Here is an 18683-nt window from a genome sequence, read left to right on the forward strand (position 1 = left end):
CAGATGTCAGGATTACCTCAACGAAACCTACAGACTATCCGGCATTGACAGAATACCTATAGTGCCCGGAGAATGTGGCGACATGTCACATTTTTGCGACCTAGTCACCATAAAATAGAAGCAACGCCGCATGAGCGGCCGACGCCGTTCGTCCACGACAATTCTCAGGTTCGCGCAGCGCCCAGGGCGCCGCGCAGCCACCGACACCTTTACCAGGAACTGCAGGCATGACTATCCTCGTGACTGGCGGAGCGGGCTTTATTGGCTCGAACTTCGTCATCGACTGGCTCGCTCACAATGATGAACCTGTCGTCAACCTCGACAAGCTGACATACGCCGGCAATCTCCAAAACCTGACGAGCCTGGAAGGCGACAGCCGCCATCACTTCGTGCACGGCGACATTGGCGATGGTGCCCTGGTGGCGCGCCTGCTGGCCGAGCACAAGGTGCGGGCCGTGCTGAACTTTGCGGCCGAGAGCCACGTCGACCGTTCGATCGAAGGCCCGGGCGCCTTTATCCAGACCAATATCGTCGGCACCTTCAACCTGCTCGAAGCCGTGCGCGCCTATTGGAATGGTCTGGACGAGCAGGCCAAGGCGGATTTTCGCTTCCTGCACGTGTCGACCGATGAAGTGTATGGCACGCTCGAGAGCGATGCGCCGGCCTTCACCGAGCAGCACCGCTATGAACCGAACAGCCCGTACTCGGCCACCAAGGCAGCGTCCGACCACCTGGTGCGTGCCTACCACCACACCTACGGCCTGCCGGTCCTGACCACCAACTGCTCGAACAACTACGGCCCGTACCACTTCCCGGAAAAGCTGATCCCGCTCGTGATCCACAACGCGCTGGCCGGCAAGCCGCTGCCGATCTACGGCGATGGCCAGCAGATCCGCGACTGGCTCTATGTCACCGACCATTGCAGCGCGATTCGCCGCGTGCTCGAAGACGGCCGCCTGGCCGAAACGTACAACGTCGGCGGCTGGAACGAGAAAGCCAATATCGACGTCGTGCGCACGCTGTGCGCGATCCTCGACGAACTGCAGCCGCGCGCCGACGGCGCGTCGTACGCAACGCAGATGACGTTCGTGAAAGACCGCCCAGGCCACGACCGCCGCTACGCGATCGATGCCGGCAAACTCGAGCGCGAACTGGGCTGGCGCCCGGCCGAAACCTTCGACACGGGCATCCGCAAGACGGTCGAGTGGTACCTGGCCAACGGCGCCTGGGTCGAGAACGTCACCAGCGGCGCCTATATGGAATGGGTCGACCGCCAGTACACGGCAGAAAACGCCGCCGCATGAAGATCCTGCTACTGGGTAAAGATGGCCAGGTCGGCTGGGAACTGCAACGCGCGCTCGCGCCGCTGGGCGAACTACGCGCGCTGGGCCGTGCCGACGCCGATTTCACCGATCCCGAATCGCTGCGCGCAGTCGTGCGCGCGTTTGTGCCTGATGTCATCGTCAATGCCGCTGCCTACACCGCGGTCGACAAGGCCGAGAGCGATGCGGCCATGGCGCACAACGTCAATGCCGTCTCGCCGGGCGTGCTGGCCGAAGAAGCCGCCGCCGGCAATGCCTGGCTCGTGCATTACTCGACCGACTATGTCTTCGATGGCACGAAAGAGGGCGCCTGGGTTGAAACCGACGCCGTCAATCCGCTGTCGGTGTATGGCCGTACCAAGTACGACGGCGAGCAGCGCATTGCCGCCAGCGGCGCGCGCCACCTGATCCTGCGTACCAGCTGGGTGTTCGCACCGCGCGGCGGCAACTTCGCCAAGACGATGCTGCGCCTGGCCAAAGAGCGCGAGACGCTCAACGTGGTCGCCGACCAGCATGGCGCCCCCACCGGCGCCGAGTTACTGGCCGACGTCACCTCGTTGGCGCTGCACCGCATCGCTGCACCGGGCACGGATGCGCAGGGGTTGTCGGGCTTGTACCACCTGGCCGCCGCCGGCGCCACCACCTGGCATGCCTACGCCCAGCACGTGCTGGCACAGGCGCAAAGCCACGGCGCCGTGCTCAAGGCCGGGCCGGATGCCGTGCAGCCAATCGCGGCCAGCGCGTTCCCGACCCCGGCTGCGCGGCCTGCCAATTCGCGGCTCGACTGCAGCAAGTTCAGCGCCAATTTCGGTGTGAGCCTGCCCGACTGGCGCCACCACGTCAACCGATTGATCGCCGAACTGTCGGCGCAAGGAAATCTATGAGCAACGCTATGCAACGCAAAGGCATCATCCTCGCCGGTGGCAGCGGCACGCGCCTGCACCCTGCCACGCTGGCAATTTCAAAGCAGCTGCTGCCCGTGTTCGACAAGCCGATGATCTACTACCCGCTGAGCACCCTGATGCTCGGCGGCATCCGCGACATCCTGATCATCTCGACGCCGCAAGACACGCCGCGCTTCCAGCAACTGCTGGGTGACGGCGCGCGCTGGGGCCTGAATCTGTCGTACGCGGTGCAGGAGTCGCCCGACGGCCTGGCGCAAGCCTTCATCATCGGTGAAGACTTCATCGGCAATTCGCCATCGGCACTGGTGCTGGGCGATAACCTGTTCTACGGCCACGATTTCAACCAGTTGCTCGAGCGCGCCAATGCCCGCGCCGAGTACGCCAGCGTCTTCGCCTACCACGTGCAGGATCCCGAGCGCTACGGCGTCGTGGAATTCAGCGACGACGGCAAGGCCATCAGTCTGGAAGAAAAGCCGGCCACGCCGCGCTCGAACTATGCGGTGACGGGCCTGTATTTCTATGACGAGAACGTCGCGAAGATGGCGCGCACGCTCAAGCCGTCGCCACGCGGCGAGCTCGAGATCACCGACCTGAACCGCATGTACATGGACATCGGCAAGCTCAACGTCGAGATCATGGGCCGCGGCTACGCCTGGCTCGACACCGGCACCCATGAGTCGCTGCTCGACGCCGGCCAGTTCATCGCGACGATCGAACGGCGCCAGGGCCTGAAAGTGGCTTGCCCCGAAGAAATCGCGTTTCGCAAGGGCTGGATCAACGCCGCCCAGCTCGAAGAACTGGCAGCACCCCTGCGCAAGAACGGCTACGGCCAGTATCTGGTGCGTGTTTTGAATGAAAAGGTATTTTGATGCAGATTACTCGCTTGGCAATTCCAGATATCCTGAAGATCGAACCGCGCGTGTTCGGCGACGACCGCGGCTTTTTCTACGAAAGCTTCCACCAGGCCCGCTTTGAAGAAGCGGTAGGCCGCAAGGTGTCGTTCGTGCAGGACAACCATTCGAAATCCACCAGCAACGTGCTGCGCGGCCTGCACTACCAGATCAAGCACCCGCAGGGCAAGCTGGTGCGCGTGGTCTCCGGTAGCGTCTACGACGTCGTGGTCGACCTGCGCCGCGCGTCGCCGACGTTCGGCCAGTGGGTCGGTGAAATCCTGAGCGCCGAGAACAAGGCCCAGCTGTGGGTGCCCGAAGGTTTCGCGCACGGCTTCGTCGTGCTGTCCGAAACCGCCGAGTTCGTCTACAAGACCACCGACTACTACGCGCCCGAGCACGAGCGCTGCATCGTCTGGAACGATCCGAGCCTGGCGATTACCTGGCCGATCAGCGCGCCGCCATCGGTGTCGGCCAAGGACGAGAAGGGCACCATGTTCGCTACCGCGGAAGTGTTCGAGTAAGTGGTCGCATAGACCCGGGGCCCTGGCACGGCCCTAGCGCTTCCTGCCTTTCTTCTCGCCGCCGGCGAACAGCTCGATCTTCTTGGTCGGGCCCGACACGATCAACAGGTCGCCCGGCAGGATGCGGGTCTCGCCCAGCGCATGCTGGAAGTCTTCGTTGAGCCGTTTCACGCCCACCACCGTCACGCCAAAGCGCGCGCGCACGTGCGATTCGGCCAGCGTGATGTTGTGCGTCTCGGCCGGCGCATTGATCTTCGCGATCGCAAACCCGTCTTCGAACTCGATGAAATCCATCAGCCGCCCGGTGATCAGGTGGGCCACGCGCGCGCCCATGTCGGCCTCGGGGTAGACCACGTGATGGGCGCCGATGCGCTGCGCGATCTGGCCGTGCTCGGGCGTCATCGCCTTGACCCAGATATCCTTGATGCCCAGTTCGGACAGCACCATCAGCGTCATCAGGCTGGCCGCGAGGTCCGAGCCGATGGCGACGATGGCGTGCGAAAAGTCGGCCACGCCCAGCTGCAGCATCACGTTCTCGTTGGTGGAATCGGCCTGCACGGCGTGCGTGAGCCGCTCGCTCCAGAGCTGCACCAGCTCTTCCTTGCGGTCGATGCCCATGACATCGTGCCCCAGGCGCATCAGCGATTGCGCGACCGCGCCGCCGAAGCGGCCCAGTCCGATCACGACGACGCTGTCGCCCGCCGAAAAAGCGAACTGTTCTGTGAAAATTCTACCCAACAATTGGATGGTCCTCCGGATAACGATAGGGCATGCGCCGCTTGCCCAGAACGAGCGAGGTCGCGAGGGTGATCGTGCCGACCCTGCCGATGAACATGAGTAATGCCAGTACCACCTGGCCGGATGCCGGCAGCTGGGCAGTGATGCCGGTGGACAGGCCCGCGCTGCCGAAGGCCGCGATGACTTCAAAGATAATCTGATCGGTCGGAAAATGCGAGATCCGCAGCAGCGCCACCGTGCCCAGCGCCACGATCACGCTGCCCAGTACCAGCACGGTCACGGCCTGGCGCTGCGCCGCCATCCCCACCCGCCGGCCGAAGGCCTCGGTGTCAGACTGGCCGCGCGCCTCGGCCACGACGAGCAAAACCAGGATCATGACAGTGGCCACCTTGACGCCGCCCGCCGTGCCTGCGCTGCCGCCGCCGATGAACATCAGCAGATAGTGCAGCGCCCAGGTTTCGGGCGTCAGCACGCTGTAGTCGACCGTATTGAAACCCGCCGTGCGCGACGCCACCGAGATGAACATGCTGTTCATCAGTTTGTCTGGCGTCGACAGGGCGCCCAGCGTGGCGGCGTTGTTCCACTCGAACAGCAGCACCGTGACGAAGCCGCCCACGAGCAAGAATAGCGTGCCGGTGAGGGTGAGCTTGGTGTGCAGCGACCAGTGGCGCGGATCGCGCAAGCGGTGGCGCAGATCGTGCAGCACCGGGAAACCAATGCCGCCGACCACGATGGCGATCATGATCGGCAGCAGCACCAGCGCATCGCTCGCATAGCGGGTGAGACTGTCGGCATGCAGTGAAAAGCCGGCGTTGTTGAACGCCGAGACGGCGTGGAAGAGGGCGCTCCAGGCCGCATCGCCCCACGCCAGATCGTGCCCGGCGCGCAGGCGCACGAACAGGATGACGGCGATCACGAGCTGCAGCAGCACCGACACGGTCAGCACGACCCGGGCCACGCTCGCGATGTCGCCCATGCCGAGCGAGCGCGTTTCGGTCTGCGCGATCAGGCGCGTGCGCAGGCGCGACGAGCGGTTGACCATCAAGCCGAGCAGCGTGGCGGCCGTCATCATGCCGAAGCCGCCCAGCTGGAACAACACCATGATCGACGCCTGGCCGAACCCCGACCAGTAGGTGCCCGTATCGACCACGGCCATGCCGCTGACGCACACGGCCGATACCGCCGTGAAGAATGCCACCATGAACGGCGCGCCATGGCCGCTGGCGCTGGCCAGCGGCAGCATCAACAGCAGCGTGCCGGCCAGGATCGCGCCTGCAAACAGCAGGACGACGACCCTGGCCGGATGCAGGATGGTGGTCATGCCGTCCGGGCTGGCCCGGTGTCCGTGGTGCCGTCATCGAAGTCCATGGTGTCCGGATCGGTATCGCCTTCGGCCGGCGCGCCGAACAGCTTGAGCCAGACGAAGCCCAGGATACCCGCCGTCAGCGACGCCGCCAGGATCGCCATCTTCGACGCGTTGATGATCTCGGCCTCACCGACAAAGGCCAGGTTGGTGATGAAGATCGACATCGTGAAGCCGATCCCGCCCAGCAGGCCGGCGCCAATCACGTGGCGCCATGCCAGATCGAGCGGCAGGCGGCATACACCGAGCATCACGGCGGCAAAGGTGAACAGGAAGATGCCGACCGGCTTGCCGGCGACCAGACCGGCGATGATGCCCATGCTGTTCGACGACATCAGCTCGCCGGCCCAGCCGGCGCCGATCACGATGCCGGTATTGGCCAGCGCAAAGATCGGCAGGATCAGGAAAGCGACCGGCGTGTGCAGCACGTGCTCCATCCGGTGCGCCGGCGACGCAGGATCGTCCTGCGTGTGCGAATACGGGATCGTGAAGGCCAGCAGCACGCCGGCAATCGTCGCGTGCACGCCCGACATCAGCATCAGGAACCACATCACGGCACCGCCCAGCAGATAGGGCCACAGCGCCAGTACCCGCAGGCGGCGATTCATCAGGAACAAGGCGACGAACATGCCCAGCGCGCCGACCAGGTAGCCGACCTTGAGCTCTGCCGTATAGAACACGGCGATGACGATGATGGCGGCCAGATCGTCCATGACGGCCAGCGCGGTCAGGAAAATCTTGAGCGACGCCGGCACCCGGCTGCCCAGCAGGGCCAGCACGCCCAGCGCGAACGCGATGTCGGTGGCCATCGGAATCCCCATGCCCGGCTGGGTGTGGGTGCCGCCATTGAGCGTGAAGTGAATCAGCGCTGGCACCGCCACGCCGCCTGCCGCGGCAATGATCGGCAGCAGCGCATTGCGCAGGTCGGACAGCTCACCGTTATTCAGTTCGCGCTGCAGTTCAAGGCCGATCAGCAGGAAGAAGATGGCCATCAGCGCATCGTTGATCCACAGTTCGACGCTCAGGCCGGCCAGGTTGATCTGCCAGAATGCCAAGTAGGGCGCGCCCCACGGTGAATTGGCGACCATCAGCGACAGGATGGTGCACAGGATCAGGATCGTGCCGCCCGCTTTGCCAGATGCGGCGAATGCCTTGAACGTGTTCGATAGACGCTTTTCAATGCGCATGGTGGATCTCCAAAAGTGCTTGGGCGTCATCTGGCAACCCCCGTGTGGAATGAGGCGGCGCAGCTGCTGCCGGGGCGCTCGTGAAAGTAGGGTATGACGTGAGGTGTGACGAGTGGTATGGCAAGACCCGGCCATGGTGGCCGATCGGATCGTGGACAGCGGATGTTGGCCCGTAAGCCTGGTAGAAGTGCAGGTGCATGGTGGTCGCGTAGTGGCCCGCGTGGCGGCCCGACCAGCGCAAATCCTGTCATGCCTGGCGGCATGAACACCCTGGTCGGATTATAACGTAATTATTTGACATGCCGCCCACGCTACGGCGCGGGTTGCGCGTCATGGCGCACGCTCGGGCGGTTCGCCCGGACTCGCCGGGTGAACGGGGCGCGGCGGCAACTGGATCGTCGCCAGCGCGCTGTACAGCGGCGGCGTGAGCACGCGCGAGACCGTACTGGCAACGACCGCGCAGGCCATCAGGCTGAGCACCATGCTGTGGCCATCGACCATTTCCATGACGATGATGAAGGCCGTCAACGGCGCCTGCGTGGCGGCCGCCAGAAAACCCACCATGCCCAGCGCGATCAGCGCCGCGCCATGCGGGTAACCGGTGAGCGAAGCAATGTTCTGACCCATGGCCGCGCCAATGGACAGCGATGGCGCGAAGATACCGGCCGGCACGCCCGACCAGGCGGTGAGCCAGGTCGCGACGAACTTGAAGAGCGCAAACGCCGCCGGCACGTTGGCTTCGTTCTCCAGCAGGCTGCGCGTGGCTTCGTTGCCGCTGCCATAGGTCGCCCCGCCGCTGAGTACGCCGATGACCGCGATCAGGAAGCCGCAGCCCAGTGCGAAGCGCACCGGATAGCGGGCGCGCCAGCGCGTGGGCAGGTCGGGCGAGACACCCCGCAGGCTGGCAATCAGCACGCGCGCGAACAGGCCACCGGCAAAGCCGCAGACGACGGCGGCCAGCAAGCCCGGCCACAGCAGCGACAACCCGATCGGCCCCGGATGGATGACGCCGAAATGCGGGCCATTGCCATGGACGGACACCGCGATCAGACCAGCCAGCACGATCGCCGCGACGATCAGGCCGCTGTTGCGCTGCTCGGGTGCGCGCGACAATTCTTCGATCGCGAACATGATCCCCGCCAGCGGCGTGTTGAACGCGGCCGCGATACCCGCCGCGCCGCCTGCCACCAGCAGCGAATGGGCGCTGATGCCGCTGCCGCGCGGCAGCCAGCGGCGCGCGGCGAGCATCACGCCGGCAGCGATCTGGACCGACGGCCCTTCACGACCGAGCGACAGGCCGCCCAGCAGGCCAGCCGAGGTCAGGCCGATCTTGGCAAAACTGATTTTCAGCGACACGAGCAGGGGCCGCCGGCCGCCGGATATAGCCGGGTCGAGCGCCGCCATCACTTGTGGAATACCGGAGCCGCCGGCGCCGCGCACGAAGCGCCGCGTGACCCAGACGATGGTGGCGCACAGGAGCGGCGTCCAGATGAGGGGCACCCACCAGGCGAAGTCGGCAATCTTGTTGAACTGGGCGAATGCCGACTCGGCCAGCCAGGTAAATGCCACGACCACGAGGCCGGCGATGGAGGCCGTGCCGACGACGACGATGCGGGTGCGCCAGAGATTGGCAGAAATGAGTTCGCGTTTGAAGGCGGATCGTACGTCGTGCGGAGAGGGGTCGTGGGACATGGTGGGCTCGAGGGGACGAGGCCGTATTATATAGATTTGTGCGAATGTATTTGCGCCCACACTGTTGTAATGACACAAATATGGAAGGAATTCTGCACGCATCGCCAGCCAGGCCGTTACGAACAGTTACAGACCATACAGGCCAGTATGACCTGCCGGGGTGGTGACGGTTCTATACTCGGAACCATGATCAACGATTCCATTGCGCGCAACCGCCTGGGCCTCGGTGCGCGACCGGACGACCAGCCCGTTGCCGATCTACTGCGCTGGTTGCTGGCGCAGCTCGATGATTACGAGCCGTTGCCGGTTCCATGGCGTTCCATCGAGCGCACGTCAAAGCGCGCCGCGCAGTGGACCGAGCAGCAAGCCGCCATCCGCAACGCACCCGAGGCGCAGCGTGCGAGCGTCCGTGCAGACTACCAGCGCGCGGGCAGGGCAGCCTATCTGGCCGGCGTGGAAGCACGCACGAACAGTGCCTTGCAGAGCAGCACGCCGTTCGTCGAGCGCCTGGTCCACTTCTGGGCCAACCATTTTGCGATCTCGGTCGACAAAGTACCGGTGCTTGGCTTCGCCGCCAGCTTCGAGGCCGACGCCATCCGGCCCCATGTACTGGGGCGGTTCGAGGATTTGCTGCTCGCCACGGCGCGCCATCCCGCCATGCTGTTGTATCTCGACCAGTCCGCCTCGACCGGGCCGGACAGCGTTGCCGCGCGCCGGGCCAGCGCGAAAGCGCCGGACCGCCCGACCCGTGGCCTGAACGAGAACCTGGCGCGCGAAATTCTCGAACTGCACACGCTGGGCGTGCGCAGCGGCTACACCCAGGCCGACGTGCTGGAATTCGCCCGCGCGCTGACCGGCTGGACGCTGCCTGGCCAGCAGTCGCTTGAGGACGCCGAGCAAACCTTCCGGTTCCAGGCAAACCAGCACGAGCCCGGCGTGCGGACGGTGCTTGGCCGCAGCTATGCCGACGATGGGCAGCAGCAGGCAACGGCCATCCTGCGCGATCTGGCCAGAGCGCCTGCCACAGCCAGCCACATCGCCACCAAGCTCGCGCGCCACTTCATCACCGACGATCCACCGCCGGCATTGGTCAAGCGGCTGGCGGAGCGGTTTCTGCAGACCGGCGGCGACTTGCCGGCGCTGTACCGGGAACTGGTGAGCGCAGCAGGTGATTTGCCGCCAGTGGCCGCCAAGTTCAAGTCGCCCTGGGACTGGACGCTGTCCGGTCTGCGCGCCATGGGCGTGCAGACCGTGCCGGCGGCGCGCATCCAGTTTCTGATGGCCCGGCTTGGCCAACCCGTCTGGCGGCCTGGCTCGCCGGCCGGCTATGGCGACGTGACTGCCACCTGGGCGGCGCCCGATGCGCTGCTGCGCCGGGTGGAAATCGCGCAGCGCCTGGCCACGGAGTTTGGCAACAAGATCGACGCGCGTGCGTTGGCGCCGCGTGTCCTGCCGGGTACCTTGAGCGGCGCGACCGCCACCGCGATTGCCCAGGCAGAAAGCCCGGCCAATGCGCTTGCGTTGCTATTGGCATCGCCTGAATTCCTGAGAAGGTAAAACATGCTCAACCGACGAGGTTTTATTTCCAGCGCAGCCGCATTGCTTGCCGCGCCCCGGATCGTATTCGCAGGCGCCGAGACCGAGCGCCGCTTCGTGTTCATCATCCAGCGTGGCGCTGCCGATGGCCTGCATACGGTGATCCCTTACGCCGATCCCGCGTATGCCAGGTTGCGCGGCGCGCTTGCCATCGATCCTGCCGAAGCATTGAAGCTGGACGGCACGTTTGCGCTGCACCCATCGCTGACCGGCATTGCCGATCTGTACAAGGCAGGGCAGGCCAGCCTGTTCCATGCGGTGGCGTCACCGTACCGCGATCGCTCGCACTTCGACGCGCAAAATGTCCTCGAGACGGGCGGCAAGGCGCCATTCGACATCAAGGATGGCTGGATGAACCGGCTGGCCGGCATGCTGCCACGGCGCAGCAATCAGGCCATCGCCTTTGCGCCCACATTGCCGCTGGCGCTGCGCGGCGCGATCGATGTCGCGTCGTACGCGCCATCCGGCCTGCCGCACGCCAACGACGATCTGCTGCTGCGCGTGCAGAAGCTGTACGAAGGCGATGCCCAGCTGAGCGGACTCTGGTCGACGGCGCTCAAGGCGCAGGGCATGGCCGGCGCGGCTGCCGGCGGCAAGGGCCAGCAGTCGCCGGCTGAACTGGGCAAGGTCGCTGCCGGCTTTCTGGCGCGCGCAGATGGCCCCCGGATTGCCATGATCGAAACGAACGGCTGGGATACGCACAGTGCGCAAAAAGGGCGCATGGCCACGCAGCTGACCAACCTCGATAACTTGATCAGCGGACTGCAGCAGGGGCTTGGCGATGCGTGGCGGCAGACGACGATTCTCGTTGCCACCGAATTTGGGCGCACCGTCGCGGCAAATGGCACGGGCGGGACCGACCATGGGACTGCATCGGCTGCCATGCTGATTGGCGGCGCGGTGAAAGGCGGGAAGATCGTCGCAGACTGGCCGGGACTTGCTGCCGCTGACCTGCTCGACAATCGTGACTTGCGACCGACCCTCGGCCTTGACACGCTGGTAGCGCAAGCCTGCGCAGATGCGTTTTTGCTTGATCCGCAACGCACTGCGCAGGTGTTGTTCCCTGACTCGCGGCCGGACAAGGCGTCATCGCGTCTATTGCGCGGCTGAGCCAGGTAGCGGCCGCGTATCGACACATGGCCGCCATTGCTTCAGCTCAGGGAAGCAGCCGGCGCTTTTCACGTTTCCCATGCTCCAGGTAGTGCTGCTCTGGATCGACGCCAGCTGCAGCCACGTCCGGATTGGCCAGCACGTATAGCTGGGGATCAAAGACGGGCGCGGCATGCCAGTTTGTTTGACCCGGCGCTGTCGCTTCAATAAAACTCTCGGGTATCTCATACCCGGCGACACGGTTGGGGACAGATTCACCGGTCACGATATTGGTGAGCGTGCGGAACGCGATGCTGCCATAAAAGGGGTCGGACATCATCGGCGTGTAATACGCGCAGTCGTCGAAAAAGTAATGGGTAACCTGTGACCAGCGGGTGCGGCTCGGATCGAGTTGCTTCGTGCCGCCATGCATCAGGTTGGCCGCCCAGATCAGCGCCTGTCCCTTCTTCGCATGGAAATAATCTGGCTGCGCATCATGTGCTTCTACCAGGTCGCGCCACATTGACTCGTAAATGGCCTGTGACTTGGTACCTTCCAGCTCCGCAATACATTTGCCGATGTGTTCGTTCGTATAGATCGGCCAGCGATGGCTGCCGGGGAAGTACATCAGTGGACCGTTGGACGCATCGATATCTTCCATGGCGACCCAGACACCGCACATGAAGCGTTCAGGGCTGGAGCTGAAGTGGATCGAATCGGTGTGAAAGTGCTGCTGGGTACCCACCGGGAAGTTCAGCGTTTGGAATGGCCAGGCTTGGCGGCCATACAGTTGCGACAGCAGGGCCAGCACCTTCTCGTTGCACGCAATGCGCTTGACGTTGTCGTCGAACTCCCATGCGTCTTGGACGCGTAGGCTGATGCCGGCTTTGTGGCCGTGGTCACGCCATCCCTCGAAATCGTAGTGGGGGTGAAGCTTCTGCTTGATCGACTCGGCCATCGAATTGAAATCCTGGTCGGGGAAGTCCAGTACTGCGTAGCCTTTTGTTGCCAGTTCGAAGGCTATGCGACGGGTTTCTGGATCGATGGATTCGTCAAAGATGCGGGCGAACAAAGGGTGTTCAACGTTGGGAACGCCGGGCAGCGAGTTTTTAACGGTCGTCATAGGAATCAAGCTTTTATAATATTGACATGATAAGCCAATAATTTATGGTCAGCCTATTTATTTATGAAAAGGGGTTTTAAAGTTGCGTTTTTGGGTTGATAAATTAGTGGTGGCTATACATATAAACATGCGCAAGCGTCGACGATTTTTTTATGGTGGTGATTGATCCTGCCACCGGTTACAGTAATAATCGTGCTCGGAATATTCGTAGTGAGTATAAGGCCTACCCGTTTAGAGCAATCTGGCAAGAAAACTGGTCACGTTAATGCTATTGATGTGATGCTGTTTAAATAACCTGGCTGGTGACGATAATTTTTAATGAAACTGTACAGGGCGATGGCTGCCGGGGGTAAGCGTGATCACGTACGAAAGGCTGGAGTCGCCATTATCTGCCATTATCTAGCTCAAAAGGCCTACTAAGGCAAGACGGCAATCGTGTAGAATTAGACGAATCTGACTCTGCCATACAACTAAGCGCTATGACGCCCAAGTGTACGGGTATCGGTTGGGCTTAAGCTGAAGTAGTTTGCATTTGTGTTAAATTCCACTCCGCGCTTACTGATAAGTTTGCTGTTCCGAAGAGCCAGTTGAAGGTTGTACAGCTGCAGTTTAAAGAAGGAAACCATGGCGGAAAACTTCACGGCAGTGTTGATCGATTTAGCACGCTTATGATGTACACTAAGCAATTGCTAAGATCAAATCAATTTTCGATTTTTGTTTCATCCCAATGATTCTTGTAAATATACAAGTCCTTCCAGTTCATTATCTTGTGACGGAACTCTGGATCTGCCCAAGTTACATCTAGACTCAGATGCAATAAATCTGAAGTAGAAGATGCTCTGGCTTGAAAAATCGTGCCTTTCGGAATTCTAATAAATTCATTCAAGCTGAGTTCATCTGTCTGTCCTAAAACGCATTTGATTGCCGTCGGAGAATTTGCTTGCCACATCGTTCCACCTTTTCCAAAACCGTAGGAAAGTCTCATATAGTCTGACCAAGGGATGGTCCGGTTGCCAAACGAACTAGTGTTATTCTGGAAATCGGCATCTTGAAAATTAAGCTCTAGACGAGTGCTAACAATCGGATGAATAGGTACCTTTACTCCCTCCTGTGGCTCAGCTGCAGAATATAAATAAGAAGGGTCTATAGGAAGATCTATCTCATCGCTCAAACGTTTTATCATCTCTTTGTATAGAACTTGAGACGGATGTGAAGGAATTAGGAAGAGTCTTTGTTTACGGTACTCCCGTGCGATATAATCCGAAATTATGACATTACAATCACCTAATTTTTCGTTTTGACGTAATGTTTCTGAAGTTGCTTCCAGATTTTCAAATATGTAATCACCTTCGCTAAAGTGCTTATCGAATTGAGCTAAGTAAGAATCGAAGTTCTCATATTTACTAGCAAGGTCCACGGCTATAGGGTAATGCCAAAAAGGCATATTAATAAAATATTCCTCTTTAATGTGAGGGAAATAACCGCGCCATTCTAGATATGGATAACAAACATATTTAACATTTTTTTTAATGCATTCCTCTATTAGCCGTGAGGTTTCATATCCAGGGTAACGAAATATTGGGTTGAAAACGATAATATCCCACTCTGAAATCGACTCATACGGAAAAGGAATTTTGTCACGAATAATTTGGTAGTTAGTAATCTTATCGAAGGAATATGAGTAGTCTGTGCAGAAGGTTTCAAATATCCGTGCAAAAACTGATGCATGACATGCCCCATAAAATAACACTCGCTTTTTATTGGCGGAAGGCAATGTTCGTCCACGAGTTATAATTCCGCTACGATCTATTAACAATTTCAAATCCTCCAATAATTCAATACTACTATTTATATATTATATTTTTGGACAAACAAAAATTTTTTAGCCTTATATATTCAAGTTAAATTCTAAGTCTCAGAAGATTGGCCGTTGTATGAATTTATTCTCTTTAAAAATTTATGCAACGACCGTTAATTCTGAAGAATTTTTTTTGCAAAGCTAACATCACGAATCAAAATCGCTGGGGATATTTTATCAAAAGTAGAAGTTAAGCTAGTTGCCATCAGTAGATTTAACTATACTCCTACTTCGGAAAACGCAGCGCCTGTTTGGCGAGCTTGTGCATTTACAATAAGAAACCTATAGGCTTAGGTTGTTCGATCATCACACAACCCTGATCCAAAAATATATTCTCTCCGAAGAGCCTCAAGCTTCCGATTTGTAGGCATAGTGATTTTTACAGGGTATTAGCTTACTCATCAAAAATTAATTTGAAACGTACATTCTCCATTGCGGAAGCAACACTTATGCTATTTTCTTGCGAAACTTCAGAGATTGTGCTTAATACACCAGTAGTTTCAGCATATTTTACTATTTCTAAAAAACGATCATGATCAAAATTGTTCAAACTTGAATTCAAACCCTCTAAACCGGAATCCGAGAGAAGGTCGAAATTCTTGCGAGTGTCACCAATATTTATAAATGGTACATTTGCTTTCATCGAAAAAACTATTCCGTGATATTTCATCGTGATAACAAGCGCTGCCTGAGATTTTATAATATTATAAATATCGCTGGCACCAAGATATTTGTCTATTAATGCCACTGAGGCTCGATTTTTCATCTTCGAAACGACATCCGCGGCAAATATATTGTCTCGGCTATCATGCCACATACTCATTGGAACGCAGATTATATTGTAAAACTGCGATAAAAAATCTAGTGCTCCAGCTAATTTGTATTTAAAAGATTCAATCGTGAAATGCCGGTCTAGCTCTGTCGCACGATAGTGATCAGACAGCAACAGAATCATATTCTTACGATCCACTTTGATTCCAACAGGCGGAACCTCACAGTAGCCAAGTATTTCTTCGAGGGAAATAAATCTATCAGCAAAGTCGTGAGAAAATATTAAATCCGGAACATATTGGGCTTGTGGGAATAATTTTTTTGCAGCAATGGTATCGCGTTTACTTCTTAGATAGATATCGGATATCTTGTCAGCTAAGGGGACTAGTAACTCTACATCTCCATCGCCATACGGCAACGAGCATCCATAAAGACTAAGCCGATCATATGAGTCAGGAAGACGACTAATAAAGTAATCGTTAACTATAGCACCACCTCCCAAGATAGCATTTTCGGCATTGCTTCCTTGAAGATTTCTAGAAAGTGACGAAGTTGGAGCTCCCATGCTGTTTTTCCAGAAATCGAAGAATGCATCATCACCAGCATTTTGATAACCGAAATAACCGAGTACAGAAGTTTTATCTTTAGGATTTTTCATCGCTTATGCCTTAGTCGCTGAAATTAATTTTTGAGATGATATCCGTGCAAGACGATTTTCTTGCCTGCCATGATCCTCATAATGCTTGATCAGAATATCGTGGTCTGTTTTCGACCCATTCTCAAGGTCTGAATAAGATGAAATGTATTCATTGCTATCGAAGAATTGTCGAAAATCGCTGAGTAGCAAACGATTAAAATCATCAGTTGATAAGGTCGAAACTAATCTAACAACTTCCAAAAATTTAGAAGAAATTTGCTCTTTTGCTTCAATAAACACTTCGTTGTAGACATCTTCGACAACTTCCTTGTATGCACTGTTCCAAACAGCGATCACTAATGCAAAGCGTTCTAAGAAGCATTTTGAAGAAAATCGATTTGCTGTAGTTGCCCATCTAATTAGATGGGGAGTCTTAAGAGGAGCGAAAATACTCGCGAGATGTGAATAACTCTTCGTTTTCAGCATCGCAAAAACATATGCTTGATTTGCATTTAGATGAGCCGGTATCACCCAGTACTTACATTCTTCACCTTTTGCATTTTGCTCGAAAATAGCTAGTAGAGTGCGTGCAAACGAGTAATTCTCATATGCAAGAACTGGATTAGCTTGTGACAGTTTAACCAAACCCGTTACAAATCCTGGCTCGAAATGCTGCTGGAATAATATGTTCGCAAATTCCAGAAGTGCTTCTTCACTCCAAGTAAATAAAGGCTCTGGACCGCGTGTATCTTTGTCATACTGAAGGATGTCGTGCACACCAAGCAAGGTGTCACTTTCCGGCTGCGATTTTAATGACTCACTAAATTCGATGATTTCACGGATATAGTCTTTGGACATATAGGCTTGCGCATATTGCTTGGCTTGATCTCCGAGACTAATTCTCAATTCTGGGCGGCTGGCCAAATCGAAAACGGCAGTTTGTAAGGCGGACCGATCTTCGATATCGGCTATTTTAATAACACCAGAGTCCACCTCTGAGAATATTCCGCTATCAAGAACAATTACTGGTTTGTTAGAAGCCATCTGCTCAATCAGTGAGCCCGAACCTCCTTCTGTATTCGGATAGCGCATATTTACAAAAAAATCAGATGCTTCCTTAATTTCTTGAAGCCGCTCATGAGTTACGTTAACTTCTATACGGAAAATGGCGCCGTTGGAATGTCCTGAAACTAATCTGTTCAAATATTCTACATATTCCTTATCTGAAGGTTTTCCAGCTATTATGACGCTTTGAATTAAATCTACTAAATGCGGAGCATCGAGAATAGCCTCTATCAAGCGGTGTATCTGTTTTCCACGTTGGATATGGCCGATCAAACCAATTGTAACCCTATTTTTTCTCGACGTTTCTTGTTTCCATCGCGATATTGCCTCAGAAGATGGCGACTCTTTTTCGTCACCAGGAAGTCGGATTTTCAAGATCGGGCCTTGGTATACTTTTTCAATCGCACGCTTCGCCATATCTGAGTGAACCACGATCCCTTTATACATAGGATTCATTACGATTGCTTCTATTAAAGGATAGCGACTGGTTAAATCGGTATCCCAAATACCTATCCTTGCTTCCCGTGTCCTCATGATTTGCGAGGCATATACACTTTTTAACCCTGCGGCACCATAATGTCGGCCAATGAGATAAGCATACACATTTGGAGCACCGTAATCCGCAAAGATCCTCCCGGCGAGATAATGCTGATAGACATAGTCATGTAAGATAGCTACACCGGGTACCAAGTTTGATAGCTTGAATATCTCGTTGTGATTCTCTTTATTATTTCCGAGATTGTAGAAGATATGATCGTAGTGTTTCGAGAAAAGACTAATCGAATCCTTAGAATTAAGAATTGACTCGATCCCCAAGCAATTGCTTGAAGAGCTATACCTCTGACCATTTTCATTAATGATTACATCAATCGTGGTTTTTGAGCTTAATATCGAATCACTATTATTACTCTCGATTAAAGAGTGAGAGAATTCGCTGATCGATGAGGCTGCGGAGAACGGGGTGCACCAAGCTATTTTCTTCATTTTGTCAGCAGTTCAAGAAAGGCCATTCGGTTGGTCTCGAAGTTAGGAAGATAACGACGTTGGGCCGATAGAATTGACTCAAAAAACATAGGGTTAGATAATAAGTGCGCAATGAATGCATCGAGTTCATTAAATTCCGGATTGCGCTTGTCAAGGGAGAAATAACCAATGCAGTCGGTGGGCATCCATCGCCCTCCATTTTTGGCGACACCATCATACGCAATTTGTATAACAACCGAGCCCGCTGCTGAAGCGTCGATGATTCTGAGAGGGGTGCAATCGGACCGGTCGCCACCTAAGTAGATTTGAATTTTTGGTCTTGCCGGAACCGGGTTTATAGTCGATAGGCGCATTCCAACGGCACTATTTGCGTGCAGCGTCTGAGACGGTGTTACATATAAGATCGGACTAAAAATTCGAAGGTAGCTTAGCAGTTCTTCATGGTCGACCAGCTCATCATCGCTAGCGATCACGCCCACTCCTTCTAACGTTAGCTTCGATATTGCATCACTAAATGTTGAAGGAATTTGAGATAAATAGATATGCTTTGAGTGATGCAATTGAGTATCCAAACGGCATTTTTCCGTAAGAGAAATTACACGTGTAGCTTTGCTCAGGATATTATGCACATCTATGTACATTCTTTTCTGTTCGTCAATTTCAACTCCTGAATTCTTGATAGTCAAATAAGGAGACTGAAAGAACACATACGAAGTATTCTTTAACTTTGAAAAGGATAGGGCCGATTCAAGATCCGTGCAGATCACTTTCTGACGGCTTAACGGAGAAAATCCAGTTGCCTCTTCACTTGAAATCAAGTTAACCCGAAAATCTGAACTGAAAAGCGAATTTTTAATTAGTTCAGCAAATACTTGGCCCTGATTTATGCCGTATGCCAAAAGTAGATTGAGGCGAGTATCTTTTTTATACCAATTCATA

Annotated in this window: 15 protein-coding genes; 6 read left to right on the plus strand and 9 right to left on the minus strand. The window is 56.1% G+C overall.

Annotation, left to right across the window (positions count from 1 at the left end):
* Positions 1 to 227 precede the first annotated feature (227 nt).
* The 4 genes from rfbB to rfbC are packed head-to-tail and all read left to right on the plus strand — an operon-like array spanning position 228 to position 3641.
* A complete protein-coding gene (rfbB, locus tag IFU00_03945) occupies positions 228 to 1304 on the plus strand; it encodes a dTDP-glucose 4,6-dehydratase (protein MBD8541432.1) in 1077 nt (358 codons plus the stop codon).
* Entirely contained in the window at positions 1301 to 2206 is a 906-nt protein-coding gene (gene rfbD, locus IFU00_03950) for a dTDP-4-dehydrorhamnose reductase (protein MBD8541433.1), read from the plus strand. Before rfbB ends, rfbD begins: the two co-directional genes overlap by 4 nt.
* A gap of 8 nt (positions 2207 to 2214) precedes the next feature.
* Complete coding sequence (gene rfbA, locus IFU00_03955; protein MBD8541434.1) at positions 2215 to 3096, plus strand: glucose-1-phosphate thymidylyltransferase RfbA; 882 nt, start codon at positions 2215 to 2217, stop codon at positions 3094 to 3096.
* Positions 3096 to 3641 carry a dTDP-4-dehydrorhamnose 3,5-epimerase gene (gene rfbC / locus IFU00_03960; GenBank protein ID MBD8541435.1) on the plus strand — a complete coding sequence of 182 codons (546 nt, stop codon included), beginning with the start codon at positions 3096 to 3098 and terminating at the stop codon, positions 3639 to 3641. Before rfbA ends, rfbC begins: the two co-directional genes overlap by 1 nt.
* 33 nt (positions 3642 to 3674) lie before the next feature.
* Here the strand turns inward: rfbC and IFU00_03965 are convergent, their stop codons facing one another.
* From IFU00_03965 to IFU00_03980, 4 genes are all read right to left on the minus strand, one after another.
* Positions 3675 to 4379 carry a TrkA family potassium uptake protein gene (locus tag IFU00_03965; protein MBD8541436.1) on the minus strand — a complete coding sequence of 235 codons (705 nt, stop codon included), beginning with the start codon at positions 4377 to 4379 and terminating at the stop codon, positions 3675 to 3677.
* On the minus strand, positions 4372 to 5700 hold the full coding sequence (locus IFU00_03970; protein ID MBD8541437.1) for a TrkH family potassium uptake protein: 1329 nt from the start codon (positions 5698 to 5700) through the stop codon (positions 4372 to 4374). Before IFU00_03970 ends, IFU00_03965 begins: the two co-directional genes overlap by 8 nt.
* Positions 5697 to 6929 (minus strand): Na+/H+ antiporter NhaA, encoded by a 1233-nt coding sequence (gene nhaA / locus IFU00_03975; protein ID MBD8541438.1) that lies wholly within the window; start codon positions 6927 to 6929, stop codon positions 5697 to 5699. The genes IFU00_03970 and nhaA overlap by 4 nt, the downstream gene beginning before the upstream one ends.
* 330 nt (positions 6930 to 7259) lie before the next feature.
* Positions 7260 to 8621, minus strand: a complete 1362-nt coding sequence (locus IFU00_03980) for a chloride channel protein (protein MBD8541439.1) — start codon at positions 8619 to 8621, stop codon at positions 7260 to 7262.
* Positions 8622 to 8807: 186 nt separating this feature from the next.
* Between IFU00_03980 and IFU00_03985 the strand changes: the two genes are divergently transcribed.
* Positions 8808 to 10178 carry a DUF1800 domain-containing protein gene (locus IFU00_03985; protein MBD8541440.1) on the plus strand — a complete coding sequence of 457 codons (1371 nt, stop codon included), beginning with the start codon at positions 8808 to 8810 and terminating at the stop codon, positions 10176 to 10178.
* 3 nt (positions 10179 to 10181) lie between these two features.
* Positions 10182 to 11327 (plus strand): DUF1501 domain-containing protein, encoded by a 1146-nt coding sequence (locus tag IFU00_03990; GenBank protein MBD8541441.1) that lies wholly within the window; start codon positions 10182 to 10184, stop codon positions 11325 to 11327.
* Positions 11328 to 11373: 46 nt separating this feature from the next.
* On the opposite strand, the gene IFU00_03995 is transcribed toward IFU00_03990, so the two are convergent.
* From IFU00_03995 to IFU00_04015, 5 genes are all read right to left on the minus strand, one after another.
* On the minus strand, positions 11374 to 12429 hold the full coding sequence (locus IFU00_03995; protein ID MBD8541442.1) for a phytanoyl-CoA dioxygenase family protein: 1056 nt from the start codon (positions 12427 to 12429) through the stop codon (positions 11374 to 11376).
* A gap of 700 nt (positions 12430 to 13129) precedes the next feature.
* Entirely contained in the window at positions 13130 to 14203 is a 1074-nt protein-coding gene (locus IFU00_04000) for a hypothetical protein (GenBank protein MBD8541443.1), read from the minus strand.
* 478 nt (positions 14204 to 14681) lie between these two features.
* Positions 14682 to 15716 carry a polysaccharide pyruvyl transferase family protein gene (locus tag IFU00_04005; protein MBD8541444.1) on the minus strand — a complete coding sequence of 345 codons (1035 nt, stop codon included), beginning with the start codon at positions 15714 to 15716 and terminating at the stop codon, positions 14682 to 14684.
* Between the two features lie 3 nt (positions 15717 to 15719).
* Complete coding sequence (locus IFU00_04010) at positions 15720 to 17744, minus strand: glycosyltransferase family 4 protein (GenBank protein MBD8541445.1); 2025 nt, start codon at positions 17742 to 17744, stop codon at positions 15720 to 15722.
* Positions 17741 to 18682 (minus strand): hypothetical protein, encoded by a 942-nt coding sequence (locus tag IFU00_04015; GenBank protein MBD8541446.1) that lies wholly within the window; start codon positions 18680 to 18682, stop codon positions 17741 to 17743. The genes IFU00_04010 and IFU00_04015 overlap by 4 nt, the downstream gene beginning before the upstream one ends.
* Position 18683: the final 1 nt, after the last annotated feature.

The organism is Oxalobacteraceae sp. CFBP 8761 (assembly GCA_014841595.1).
Lineage (GTDB): Bacteria > Pseudomonadota > Gammaproteobacteria > Burkholderiales > Burkholderiaceae_D > Telluria.